Origin of the sequence: Antribacter gilvus (genome assembly GCF_003946865.1) — a bacterium.
GTDB classification, from domain to species: Bacteria; Actinomycetota; Actinomycetes; order Actinomycetales; family Cellulomonadaceae; genus Antribacter; species Antribacter gilvus.
The window spans coordinates 139,504-152,138 of sequence record NZ_QXTH01000004.1 but is presented as its reverse complement, the minus strand read 5'-3'; the positions used below and the strand labels follow the sequence as shown (position 1 = coordinate 152,138).

General features: G+C 72.2%; 10 protein-coding genes. 3 read left to right on the top strand and 7 right to left on the bottom strand.

Translation table 11 applies throughout. The annotated features are described in order from the left end of the window. Positions 1 to 45 precede the first annotated feature (45 nt). Positions 46 to 537 (bottom strand): hypothetical protein, encoded by a 492-nt coding sequence (locus D1350_RS08410; protein WP_125775546.1) that lies wholly within the window; start codon positions 535 to 537, stop codon positions 46 to 48. Positions 538 to 681: 144 nt separating this feature from the next. Between D1350_RS08410 and D1350_RS08405 the strand changes: the two genes are divergently transcribed. Next, complete coding sequence (locus D1350_RS08405) at positions 682 to 1,776, top strand: C2 family cysteine protease (RefSeq protein WP_164545079.1); 1,095 nt, start codon at positions 682 to 684, stop codon at positions 1,774 to 1,776. A gap of 10 nt (positions 1,777 to 1,786) precedes the next feature. Continuing rightward, a complete protein-coding gene (locus tag D1350_RS08400; protein ID WP_125775544.1) occupies positions 1,787 to 2,095 on the top strand; it encodes a hypothetical protein in 309 nt (102 codons plus the stop codon). A gap of 79 nt (positions 2,096 to 2,174) precedes the next feature. Here D1350_RS08400 and D1350_RS08395 read toward each other — a convergent pair whose 3' ends face one another. The 6 genes from D1350_RS08395 to D1350_RS08370 all read right to left on the bottom strand — a co-directional run bounded on the left by D1350_RS08395 (position 2,175) and on the right by D1350_RS08370 (position 12,082). Beyond that, complete coding sequence (locus D1350_RS08395) at positions 2,175 to 5,423, bottom strand: S8 family serine peptidase (protein WP_164545078.1); 3,249 nt, start codon at positions 5,421 to 5,423, stop codon at positions 2,175 to 2,177. 157 nt (positions 5,424 to 5,580) lie between these two features. Next, the gene (locus tag D1350_RS08390; RefSeq protein ID WP_125775542.1) at positions 5,581 to 6,393 is read right to left on the bottom strand and encodes an amino acid ABC transporter ATP-binding protein; all 813 of its coding nucleotides are present in this window, start codon (positions 6,391 to 6,393) and stop codon (positions 5,581 to 5,583) included. Continuing rightward, positions 6,380 to 7,039 carry an amino acid ABC transporter permease gene (locus D1350_RS08385; RefSeq protein ID WP_125775541.1) on the bottom strand — a complete coding sequence of 220 codons (660 nt, stop codon included), beginning with the start codon at positions 7,037 to 7,039 and terminating at the stop codon, positions 6,380 to 6,382. The genes D1350_RS08390 and D1350_RS08385 overlap by 14 nt, the downstream gene beginning before the upstream one ends. 17 nt (positions 7,040 to 7,056) lie before the next feature. Continuing rightward, a complete protein-coding gene (locus D1350_RS08380) occupies positions 7,057 to 7,857 on the bottom strand; it encodes an amino acid ABC transporter substrate-binding protein (RefSeq protein WP_125775540.1) in 801 nt (266 codons plus the stop codon). A gap of 113 nt (positions 7,858 to 7,970) precedes the next feature. Beyond that, positions 7,971 to 8,717: a sigma factor-like helix-turn-helix DNA-binding protein gene (locus D1350_RS24065; protein WP_206074471.1), complete on the bottom strand. Its 747-nt coding sequence runs from the start codon at positions 8,715 to 8,717 to the stop codon at positions 7,971 to 7,973. Positions 8,718 to 8,815: 98 nt separating this feature from the next. Further along, positions 8,816 to 12,082: a S41 family peptidase gene (locus tag D1350_RS08370; protein WP_125775539.1), complete on the bottom strand. Its 3,267-nt coding sequence runs from the start codon at positions 12,080 to 12,082 to the stop codon at positions 8,816 to 8,818. 76 nt (positions 12,083 to 12,158) lie between these two features. Here D1350_RS08370 and D1350_RS08365 point away from each other — a divergent pair, with 76 nt between their 5' ends. Further along, entirely contained in the window at positions 12,159 to 12,626 is a 468-nt protein-coding gene (locus D1350_RS08365; protein ID WP_125775538.1) for a heme-degrading domain-containing protein, read from the top strand. Positions 12,627 to 12,635 lie beyond the last annotated feature (9 nt).

Genomic DNA, 12,635 nt, shown 5'->3' with positions numbered 1-12,635 from the left:
GTATCGCCTATCGATCGAATCGATTCTACTGAGTTGCCCGGCCCGTCAGGCCTGGGCGCAGGCCCCGTCCTCGCCCGTCGTCACGAGCGCCCCGTCGATCCCCAGCTCGCCTCGCCCCTTGGCGGCCAGGCGGAAGCGGGCCCCGGCGTCGTCCTCGGCGGTCACCACGAGCCACCCGCCGACGTCGGCGCCCGTGGTGTCCAGCTCGAACCCGTGGCCCTCGAGCACCGGCCCCACCGCGTCCACGACGCGGTCCCAGTCGGTGCTGGAGACGTCGAGGTCCTCGACCTCGTAACTGGCCGTCGAGAAGGTGCACCGGCCGTCGTCGTCCAGGACGGCCTGCGCGTCGCTGTCGGCGACCCAGCCCAGCTCCGAGTCGAGCGCGCCGTCCACGGCCGCCCGGACGTCCGCGAGGACGGACTCGTAGTGGCCGGGTGCGTCGGCGAGCGTGGTCGAGGCCACCGGGCCCGAGCACCCCGTGAGCAGCGCGGACGCGGCGACAAGGACGCCTGTGAGGGTGAGGCGGGTGGTGCGCACGAGGTCTCCGTTCGTCGGCTGCGGCCACCCTAGCGACGGCGCGGGGCGCCTGGCGCCAGTCTCCAGGGGAGGGCTCCCCATGGCAGGTTGCGGGCGGCGGCAGGTACCGTGTGTCCAGCCCATGGAAGGGGTTAAATGTCGGAGATGTACGGCGCAGACGTCGAGCAGCTACGGGCGCTCGGGCGCGCGATCACGCGTCACGGCGAGGACCTCGAGTCGTCGATGAGCCAGGTCGCCTCCGCCGTGACGAGCTCACCCTGGCGGGGTCCCGTCCGCGACAGGTTCCTCGAGACGTGGCGCACCGAGCACACCTCGGCCGTGCGTGCCGCCGTCGCGTCGCTCGCCGAGGCGGGCCGGGGCGCCGCTGTGAACGCCGACGCGCAGGAGCGGACGAGCACCACGTACGACGGCGGGAGCGGCGGCAACGGCGGCTCGCCCGACCCGGGCCGCGGCTCGGGCGGCGACCCTTCCGAAGGGCCGGGGGACAAGCGCAAGGAACCCGGGGACCCCGGCGACCTGGGCGACCCCGAGGACGCCGTCAACGTGCCGCTCGACGACGCCGCGGTAGGTCCCGAGACGATCGAGCAGGGCTCGCTCGCCGACTGCTGGTTCCTCGCCTCGGCAGGCGCCGTGGCCCAGCAGGACCCGGAGTGGGTCAAGGAGCACATCGTCTACGACCCCGCGACGGGCACGTACACCGTGACGTTCTACGACGACGGCGAGCCGGTGAAGATCACGGTCGAGGACACGGTCCTCGAGAATGCCGCGGGCGACCCCAATGGCGACCCGTCGTGGATCTCCGTCTACGAGAAGGCAGCCGCGGTGTACATGGGCGGCGAGTACGGCGACATCGAGTACGACGACCCCGCCAAGGCGCTCGAGATGATCACGGGCAAGGACACCGAGACGGAGTCGCTGGACCCGCCTCTCTGGTTCTCCCCGCCGAGCCTGTCGTCGATCGGTGACAGGGTCGACTCCGGGCAGCCCGTCGTGGTCTCGTCCAAGGACGGCGGCGGCTGGTTCGGCGACGCGCCCTCCGACAAGGAGGTCGTGGCGAACCACGTCTACACGGTGCAGGACGTCTCCGCCGACGGCAAGACGATCACGCTCATCAACCCGTGGGGCCCTGGCGGCGGCACCGGGTCGGACGGTGAGACGAAGCCCGGCACCATCACGATGTCGGCGGACGAGTTCTACGACAGCTTCGGGTCCGTGACCTACGGCTCGTCGACGAAGTGAGGCGACGAACATGACCGAGGATGGAACCGTGGGCGAGGCGGGGAGCACTGCGCAGCCGGGCGTGCTGCGGGTGGCGCAGAGCGCGCAGCTGCGCCTGGGATCCACGCGCGTGGGCGTCATGGTCGCGGGCCCGCGAGAGGGCGTCCCCACGGCGCGGCTGCTCGTCCGCGCCGACGACGGCCGCAGGGCGACGGTCGACGCCGTCGTGGGCGATCGCGTGGACCTGTACGACGAGGGCGAGCTCGAGCTCGTGGCGGTCGAGGGTGGGACCACACCGACGGAGCACAGCGCGGTCCGGGTACGGCACCTGCCCGCCTGAGGCCCCGCGGGCCCCGACGTACGAACGGCGCCCTCTCCCATGGGAGAGGGCGCCGTTCGCTTACCTAGGTGGTGCTACGTCACGGGGTGACGGTCACCGAGGTGTCGAGCACCCGGGTGCCGCGGACGAGGCCCGCGGTCAGCTCGGTGTGCACCGTGCCGGTGCCCACCTCTTCGGCCGCGAGGTTCGCGGTGAAGGTGAGCGTCTCACCGGGGATCGGCGCGGTGGACTCGATGTAGATGTCGTTGACCGGCAGGATCGCCTGCATGTCGCCGACACCGGCGGCGTTCTCGGCGCCGACCAGCCAGTCCTGGCCCGCGGGGGCCGTCTGCTGCTCGGAGTAGCCCATCGAGATCTCCTGCGTGGCGCCTGTCTTGATCCACATCTGGAACTTGCGCAGGTGGTCGGTCCCGTAGTCGTTGACCTCCCACTGGACGATCCGGTAGGCGCCCGACGAGGCGATCCGGATGCCCGGCGCGTCGGTGCCGTCCAGGTCGGTCCAGAACGCCGCGATCACGTTGTTCGGGGCCAGCGGGCTGGCGCCGGCGGGCAGCTGGCAGCAGTTGTTGTCGGTCGACGCGGCGTCACCGGCCACGATGTAGCCGTTCGAGTTGATCGACAGGCGCGTGAACGTCTGGCCGTTGAACTGGTACGCCGGGACGGTCCAGGTCAGGAACTCCTCGTCGCCGATCGGGTTGGCCCCGATGCCGTAGGCGCCGAGGTCGAGGAACGCGGGCTCCGACGTCGTGACCATCGACGGCACGCCCAGCTGGGCGCCCGCGAGGGTCTTGGAGGTGCGGGCGCTGCCGCCGAGCGCGTCGAGGCCCTTGGTGTTGACGGAGACCTTCTGGTCCAGGAACGACAGGTTCGTCGCGGTGATCGTGCAGGTCACCTTGTCGCCCACGGACACCTCGGTGTCGGCGCAGGTCTGCTCCGACGTGACGGTGCCCTCGGAGTGGATGAACGCCACCGGGATGTGCGAGTTGCCGGCCGAGGTCGCGAACGTGATCTGGCCGAACTGCTGCTCGCCTAGCGGGGCGGCCGTCGAGATGGTGACCGTGACCGCACGGGACTTCCCGGCGGGGATCTTGTACTCGGCGGCGTCGAACGTGATGGACGAGCCCTCGGGCACGGTGGCCGTCGGGCGCACCGTGATCGCGGAGTCCGTCATGTTCTTCAGCGTGCGCTTCGTGGTCAGCGTGTCCGGGACCACCGGGGCGTTGATCGACGGCAGGTTGATGTCGACCGTGCGCAGCGGGTCACCGGTGAGGGCGAACAGGTTCTGCGCGGTGTCCGAGATGGTGATCGGCGCGTCGAGCGAGGCGCCCACGTCCACGCGGCCGGCGCCCATGTCGAACGGGTCGGCCGGGGTGACCATGTCCTCCTTGAGGACCTCGGTGAGGGACTGCGTCATGATCGCCGACTTGATCTCGCCCGGCGTCCAGTCGGGGTGCACCGACTTGACCAGGATGGCCGTGCCCGCGATGTGCGGGGACGACATCGAGGTGCCGCCGATCGCCTGGAAGTAGTTGCCCGCCGGGCCGCCGTCGGTGGACTGCGGGGTGGGCGTGGCCGCAGCGAGGATCTGCACGCCGGGGGCCGTGATGTCGGGCTTGAGGAAGGAGCCGGCCGGGCCGCGCGAGGAGAACGCCGCCATGACGTCACCTGTGGCCTCGTCCTGCTCGCCGGCCGTGAAGGTGCCGGTGATCCCGGAGTGGGAGAGGACCCACGCCTTGAGGGCCACACCATTTGCCACGTGCACGGTGGGCAGGTAGTGGTTGTCCAGCGCGGTGTCCGCGAGGGCCGGGTTGTAGAGGATCATGCCGGCCGCGCCGCCCTGGAGGACGTTGTAGCCCTTGGCGACGCGCGCGTTGACGCCGCGCTCGCACACCACGATCTTGCCCTCGACCACGTCGGCCGGCGCAGCGGCCTGGCACAGCGGGTCGTTGAACGCGGAGGCGTGGACCACCGGGGTCGCCGCGTCCACACCGCCCGTGAGGGAGGCGCCCTCGCCCGAGAACACCGAGCCGTCGTCGGCCGTCAGGGTGAAGGTGGACGTGAAGGTGCGCGACTGCGTCGACGCCGCCACCGTGGTGACCCACGGGGAGAGGTGGTTGGCCGTCGCCGCACCCGGGCCGTCGTTGCCGGCCGAGGCCGCCACGAAGACGCCCGCGTTGTAGGCGTCGAGGAACGCCAGCTCGGTCGGGTCGTTCAGCGGGTCGGTGCCGCCGGAGATCGAGAAGTTGATGACGTCGACGCCGTCGAGGATGGCCTGCTGCGTCGCCGACATCGTGTCCGCGTCGGTGCAGCCGCCGGGGCCGCAGACCTTGTACTCGATGATCTTGGCGCCGGGCGCCACGCCCTGGATGCGGGCGACCTCGGGGCCGAAGGGCTCCGGGTCGACCAGGATCTGGCCGGCCGAGGTGGACGCGGTGTGCGAGCCGTGGCCGTCCCCGTCGCGGGCGGTGCCCGCGTACATGTCGATGTCCTCGCCGGTGGCGGTGCGGTCGTACGCGTCGGTGAAGTGCCAACCACCGATGAGCTTGTCGTTGCAGACGAACGGGTCGTTCTCGGTCGTGAGCGGGTTGTCGCCGAACTCGCAGGGGATCGCCGCGCCCGTGTACGCGGGCAGGCCGTCGTCCGCGAAGGAGGGGTGCTCCGGCCACACGCCGGTGTCGAGGTTGCCGTAGATCACGCCGTCGCCCGCGAGGGCGTCCGTGCCCAGCACGTCGTAGGCGGCGTCGGCGTTGATGAACTCGATGCTGGAGTCGGTGAGCGGCTGCTCCATCCCGTTCTCCTGGACGGCGACCACGCCGGGGACCTGCAGCAGCGCTGCTACCTCGTTGCCGGGGACCTCCGCCGCCACGCCGCCGTAGACGGTGGTGTAGCTCTCGAAGAAGGTGACGCCCGGGACGGCGTTCTTCACCGCACCCTTGATGTCCTTCTCGCGCTTGGCGAGGTGGGCCTCGTACTTCTTGACGTCCGCGTCAGCCTTCGACAGCTTGCCGCCCTTGACGCTGGGGCTCGTGGCGGCCAGGCCGTCCACGCCGCCGGTGTAGGACGCCGTGGCGTCGTAGTCGAACTTGAGGAGCACCGGGATCTTGGCGCTGCTGGTGATGCCCAGCAGGCTGTCCGGTGTCCCGGCGAGCGCGCTGCTCGGGGACTTGGCGCCCTGCGTCCGGGACACGATCGAGGCGGATTCGTCGGTGAAGTCCGTCGGCCGGGGGGACGGTGCGGCGCTCGCCGAGACGGCGAGGGTGGTGACGGCGAGGGCGGCGCAGGACGTCGCGGCCGCCAGCCGGATGAGAGGTTGTCTGCTCAGGCGCATTGAGGGGCCCTTCTGAGGCACGTGGGACATGTGTGCGCGACCGGGACTGAGATTTCGGTCGCACACGTGAGTCAGAAGGTAGACCTATTGATGTGACGACAACAACAGGAAGTGTTACGGCTTGTTTACGATTCCTGCACAGGGGGCGGATCCGCGGTCAGTCCAGGGGGTGCAGGATCCGGTGCAGGAACCTCTGGGTGCGCTCCTCGGCGGGCTCGGTGAAGAGCTGCGCGGGGGCACCCCGCTCCACCACCACGCCGCCGTCGAGGAACAGGACCTCGTCGGCGACGGCCCGGGCGAAGGCGAGCTCGTGGGTGACCACCACCATGGTCCAGCCCTCGTCGGCGAGCTCCTTCATCACGGACAGCACCTCGCCCACGAGCTCGGGGTCCAGCGCGGAGGTGGGCTCGTCGAACAGCAGCAGGTCGGGGCTCAGGGCGAGGGCCCGGACGATGCCGACGCGCTGCTGCTGGCCGCCCGACAGCTCGTGCGGGTAGGCGTCGCGCTTCTCGGCGAGGCCCACCCGGGCGAGGAGCTCCTCCGCCCGGGCGACAGCCTGGGCGCGCGGCACCCGGCGCACCTGGACCGGGCCCTCGATGACGTTCTCGAGCACGGTCCGGTGCGGGAAGAGGTTGTGGTGCTGGAACACCATCGCCGACCGGTCCCGCAGGGCGGCCCGGGTGGACTGCCGCACGGGCAGGGCGAAGTCGATCGCCGGCCCGCCGTCGAACGCGAGCGTGCCGGAGTCCGGGATCTCGAGCGCGTCGAGCGAGCGGAGCAGGGTCGTCTTGCCCGACCCGCTGGGCCCGATCAGGGCGACGACCTGCCCCCGGTAGACCTCGAGGTCGATCCCGCGCAGCACCTGGTTGTCGCCGAACGCCTTGTGCAGGCCGCGCGCGACCAGGAGCGGGGCCGCGTCGTCCACAGGAGTTTCCACAGGACTGTCCACAGGTGGGTCAGTGTGCGACATAGCGATCCAGCCTCTTCTCCAGGACGTCCTGCCCGGTGGCCAGCACCGTGCAGAACAGCCAGTACACGAGCGCTGCCTCGAGGTACAGGAGCATGAACTCGCTCGAGAACGCGGCGATCTTCTGCGCCTCGCGGAACAGCTCCGTCACCAGGATGAGCGACGCCAGCGACGTGTCCTTGACCAGCGAGATGAACGTGTTGGACAGCGGCGGTACGGACACGCGCGCGGCCTGCGGCAGGATGATCCGCCGCAGGGTCCGCGACCGCGACATGCCCACCGTCCAGCCGGCCTCCCACTGCCCCTTGGGCACCGAGAGGATCGCGGCACGGATCACCTCGGCCGCGTACCCGCCCACGTTGAGCGAGAACGCGACCACGGCGCTCGGCCAGGGGTCCACGACCACGCCGATGGAGGGCAGGCCGTAGAACACCACGAACAGCTGCACCAGCAGCGGCGTGCCGCGCACCACGGAGATGTACGCCCGCCCGATGCCCGACAGCAGGCGGTTCCCGGAGATCCGCATGAGCGCGATGCCGAGCGCGATCGCGAGCCCGATCACGAACGACGTCCCGGCCAGCGGGAGCGTCCCCCGGAGCCCGCCCAGGACGATGGGCCAGAAGGACTCGGCGATCAGGTCCCAGTCCACGGGCTACCTGCCTGCGGTCACTGGGAGACGTCCTCGCCGAAGAACTGCTCGCCCAGCTCGGCGAGCACGCCCTCCTCGCGGAGCTCGGCCAGGGCGCCGTCGATGGCCTCGGCCAGGGCCTCGCGCTCCGGCGTGACGACGAACGCCGACTCCGACGCCTCCTCCGTCTCGACCGCCACGGCGAGCCCGGAGGGGCCGTGCTCCTGGACGAAGTCGAGGTAGGTGAGCTTGTCGTTGATCGTCGCGTCGACCCGGTCCTCCTGGAGGAGGGCGACAGCCTGGGCCCAGCCCTCGACGGCCTCGACGTTCGCGCCGTTCTCCTCCGCCATGGCGTACCAGTTGCTGGTCAGCGACTGGGCGGTGGTCTTGCCGGCGAGGTCGGCGAGGCTCGTGATGGAGTCGTCGCCCTCCCGGACGACGACGACCCCCGGGGAGACCGTGTACGGCGTGCTGAAGACGTACTTCGCCTGGCGCTCCTCCGTGATGGACACCTGGTTGGCGATCGTGTCGAACCGGCCGGCGTCCAGGCCCGCGAAGATCGCGTCCCACTGGGTCTCCTGGAACTCGATCTCCAGGTCCAGCTTCTCGGCGACGGCGCGGGCCACCTCGACGTCGTAGCCGGTGAGGTCACCCGAGCCGCCGGTGTGGAAGCTGAACGGCCGGTACGTACCCTCGGTGGCGACGGTCAGCGTCCCGTCGGTGACGAGGCCGAGGCCGTCGTCACCACCGGTCGCGTCGTCCGCACCGGAGCAGGCCGAGAGCGCCAGGACTGCGGCGGCTGCCGTGGCGGTCAGGGCGAGGGCGCGAGTGCGCGTCATGCGGGAGGCTCCGTTCGTGTGCCGCCGGCCCGCCGGGGTGTGGCGGGGCCGAGGCATCGGTCATGTGGATGAGACACATCAACGTAACCGATCCGAAGCGGATTCCCGCTCGATCAGTGCGTCGTCTCTGTCACACGGTCGCCCGGCTCGCCCAGCGCGGCGTCGAGCACCGCGTCCACGTCCGCACCGCGACCGCGGTACGCCTCCAGGATCTCCCGGACCGGCCCCGGTGGCAGGCCCAGCGGGGCGGCGAGGACGACGAGGGTCTTCTTCTCGAGCTGTCGCACGCGCTCCCGGGTCACGCCGAACTCCGCGCCGAGGTCCTGCAGCGTGGCCGGGACGTCGGTCGTGAGAAGGCGACGGCGGAGGATGACGCGCATCCGCTCGTCGACCGAGCCGAGCGCGCCGGTCAGGAGTGCGGTGGGGTCGGCGACCGGCGCCGCCTCCTGATCACCGGCGTCGTCCGGGTCGAGCACGGGCGGCGGGGACACCGACAGAGCCGCGAACGCCTGGAAGATCGAGTGCACCGTCCAGGGCCCCACCTGCATGGAGCCCAGCAGGTCGTCGACGCACATCCGCTCCAGGTCGGAGCCCGTCCGCAGGGCGTGCCGGCGCAGCACGTTCGTCAGGCGCGGGGGGAGGGGAAGCTCCTGCAGCGCCAGGTCCGGTGCGAGGCGCGGGAAGAGCCTGCTGATCGGCTCGGCGTGCTGCGTCTCGACGGCCAGGCGCGCGACGGCGGCCAGCCGAGCGTCGTCCGAGGGGTCTCCCGGCGCGGTCCAGCCTGGGTCCGCGGTCCCCTGGAGCCAGGGGAACGCGTCGACCCACCGTGGCGGCTCGTCGGGAGCCAGAGCATCGGGCATGTGGGGTCCTTCGCGGCGTTGGTGCAGTGCTGAGTCTCTGGCCTCCGGGCACCTCTACGCCAGCGCTCACCAGGTAAATCACCCGTCGCCGAGCGGCCTCATCCCCGGCGCACCTTCGGCTCGGGGAGCACGGGGGGTCGTGCCGCCGGCCGCTCCTCGATCAGGCGGAACGCCTCGGCCATCGCGCGGTCGAGCTGAGGGTCGTCGTCGGAGAAGTAGTCCGCAGGGGTGTGCCACACCTCGATGTCTGGGTCCACGCCGTGGTTCTCCACACCGAAGCCGTGGCCCTCGAGCCAGAAGGCGTACCGCGGCTGCGTGATCCCCGTGCCGTCCACGAGGGAGAAGCGCATGTCGATGCCCACCACGCCGCCCCACGTCCGCACGCCCACGACCGGTCCCACGCCGAGCGCCTGGGCGGCCGCGTTGACGATGTCGCCGTCGGACCCCGCGTACTCGTTGGTGACGAGCACGACCGGCCCCTGCGGGGCCCGGTACGGGTAGGTGGTGGGCGAGGCGTAGTGCCGCCCCACGCCCCAGCCGACGACGCGCTGCGCGAGCCGCGCGATGACGAGCTGCGACGTGTGGCCGCCGCCGTTGAACCGCACGTCCACGACGACGCCCTCACGCCGGACGGCGTGCCGCAGGTCGCGGTGCAGCTGTGCCCAGCCGGAGCTCGTCATGTCGGGGATGTGCACGTACCCGAGCCGGCCCTGCGACCGGTCCGCGACGTACTGCCGGCGCGAGCGCACCCAGTCCTGGTAGCGCAGCGCCGACTCGTCGGCGAGCGGCACCACGACGACGCGCCGGTCGGCAGCGTCCGCGCGGCGCAGGACGAGCTCCACGGGCTGCTCCGCCGCGCCGACCAGCGCGGGGCCAAGGTCGGTGCCGCTCACCGACCGCCCGTCGACGGCGACGATCACGTCGCCGTCGCGGGCGTCGACGCCCGCGGCACGCAGCGGCGAGCGGGCGTCCGGGTCCGAGGACTCGCCGGGCAGCACCCGGTCGATGCGCCACCCGCCGGCGACGGGGCTGAGATCGGCGCCCAGCAGGCCCAGCCGGCGGGACGCGTCGCCGACGGGTCCGGCGTGCCGCACGTAGGCGTGCGACGTGTTCAGCTCGCCCACCGTCTCCCAGAGGACGTCCTCGAACTCGTCGCTGGTGGTCGCCCGCTCGACGAGGGGCCGCCAGCGGGCGGTCACCTCGCCCCAGTCGACGCCGTCCATGTCCGCCCGCCAGAAGTGGTCGCGCATGATGCGGGCGTTCTCGTCGAACATCTGGTGCCACTGCCGTGCCAGGTCCACGTCGTGGCGGAGGCGGCCGAGGTCGATCTCCACCGTGTCGGCGTCGTCGTCGCCCGACGGCGCCCGCGTGGCCGGCTGCGACGTCAGCGTGCCGCCGGACCGCACGACCAGACGCTCGCCGTCCCCGGACACCGCGTAGTCGGACACGTCCGACGCCACCTGTGTGACCTTGCGCGTCTCGAACGACCAGTACTCCAGCGCGTCGCCCGGCCGCTCGCCGACGACGCCCGCGTGGCGCGTGCCGAGCACGCCCGCGTCGTCGTCCTCGTGCACCCAGAGCACGCCGTCCTTGGCCGGGCGCAGGTCCCGGTAACGACCGGAGGCCACCGGGAACGGCACCACGCGCTCCTCCGCACCGTCGGCGTCGAGGTCCGGGGTGGCCACGCCGTCGTCGTCGGGCTCCTTGTCGTCCTTCGGCTCGTCCTTCGGCTCGTCCTTCGGCGGCTTGGAGAACCGCCGCCCGTCGGCCGCGGGCCCGAACGGCGCCGGCTCGGTCGCGGCGAGCGGGATGAGCCAGGGCCGGGTGGTGCCCGTGAACGACAGGCCGAACTCGTGGCTGTCGTACTCCGGGTCGAAGGTGCGGTCGGAGAGGAAGACCGCGTACTTGCCGTCGGACGAGAAGGCCGGGGAGTAGTCGTGGAACGTGCCCGACGTCAGCGGCGTCGCCGCGCCGTCCCCGTCCAGGTCCGCGATGACGAGCTGGTGCTGCTCGCCCTCGGTGGTGGGGGTGGGCCTGCTCCACAGGAGGTAGCGGCCGTCCGGCGAGAAGGCCGGCGGGCCTGCCTCGCCGTCGAGCGACGTGTCGAGGACCCGCACGGCACCCGCCTCGACGTCGACGAGGCTCACCCTGCCGTCGTGCGAGACCGTCGCTACCCGCTCGCCCGCCGGGTCGGCCGTGAGGTGCAGCACGCGGCCGAGCTCGCCCGACGCGACGCGCCGCGGCGGCGACGACCCGTCGACCGCGTGGATCTCCAGGGTGTCCTCGCCCTCGGCGTCGGTCACGAGCACCGCGCGGTCGGTGGCGCCCAGCATCGCGAGCTCCCGCACCCGCACCGACGGGTCGGCCACGAGCGCCCGCACGGGACCGTCCCGGTGGGTCACCCGGAACGCGGTGCCCCGCCAGCCGACGACGCTCGTGTCGCCGCCGTGGTCGGGCGCGAGGGCGGTGAGGAGCTGGTGCGGTGACGCGGCGACCGGGCGGGGCGCGACGCCGGCGACGGTCACGTCGATCCGCCGGGGCTCCACGTCGAGGGCGTCCAGCACCCAGAGCCCGCCGCGGCTGTGCCAGACCACGCGGGTGCCGTCGGTGGTGGCGTCGCGCACGTAGCCGTCGCCGGGGCCCTGATGGGTGAGCTGCCGCGGCTCACCCACGCCCGGCACGTCCCACACCCAGAGGTTGGCCTGCTCGTCGGCCTTGTCGGGGAAGCGGGCGGCGCGGTCGGAGCCGAAGAGAAGGCGCCCCGCCACCCACATCGGGTCCACGACGGAGGCCGGGTCGTCGGGCAGCAGGCGCTCCCAGCGGCCGTCGGCCGCCCGGTCCAGCCACAGCCGGGTCGCGGTGCCACCCCGGTACCGCTTCCAGTGGGCCGGGGTGCGGTAGCCGGCCGAGACGAGGGCGACCCGCCCGCCCTCACCCCGAGGATCGTCGGACACCGCGAGGCCCCAGGCCGGGCCGTACGGGAGGGTCTCCACCGTCCCGTCCAGCGCGACGGCGCGGGTGACCGTGAGCTCAGGGTGCGCCGCGCCCGCGTTGCTCGCCGCGACGACGCGGCCCTGCGCGTCCCAGCCGAGGACCAGCGTGCGGGTGGCACCCCACCAGGTGAGCCGGCGGGAGGTGCCGGTGGCGACGTCGGCCACGAAGACCTCCGGCTGCCCGTCCCGGTACGACACGTACGCGAGGTGCGCGCCGTCGGGCGAGAAGCGGGGCGTGCGGACCGGGACCCGCTCGTCGGTGAGGCGCCAGGCGCGGCCGCCGTCAGCAGGGGCGAGCCACAGGTCGTCGGCGGCGACGAAGGCGACCTGGTCGCCGTGGACGGTGGGAAAGCGCAGGTAGGCAGACGTCACCGGGTCACGGTAGACCCACGTCTCGGTCGCGGACCATGGGATTCGCTCGCGGCGGAGAGCGTGTGACGATGGGGCCATGACTGACGTCGCGACGATCGTCGCCGAGGTGGAGGCGCAGGAGCGCGAGCTCGTGCTGGGCTCGTTCACGCACGAGGACGCCTGGCGCCTGGGCTGCCTGCTCATGGAGCTGGCGACCGAGCGGGACCTGGCCGTCACCGTCGACCTCCGCAAGGGCACCCAGCAGGTCTTCCACGCCGCGCGGCCCGGCACCACGCCGGACAACGACTCGTGGATCGAGCGCAAGGTGCGGGTCGTGTACCGGTTCGGCGCGTCGTCGTACCTGGTGGGGCTCCGCGCCCGGGCCAAGGGCTCCGACTTCAACGCCGACCACGGCCTGCCCTTCCAGGAGTACTCCGCCCATGGCGGGGCCTTCCCCGTCCGGGTCGAGGGCGTGGGGATCGTGGGCGTGGTGACGGTGTCGGGCCTCGCCCAGCAGGACGACCACGCCCTCGTGGTGGAGGCGCTGCGCACCCTGCGGGGGTGACCGCCCGGC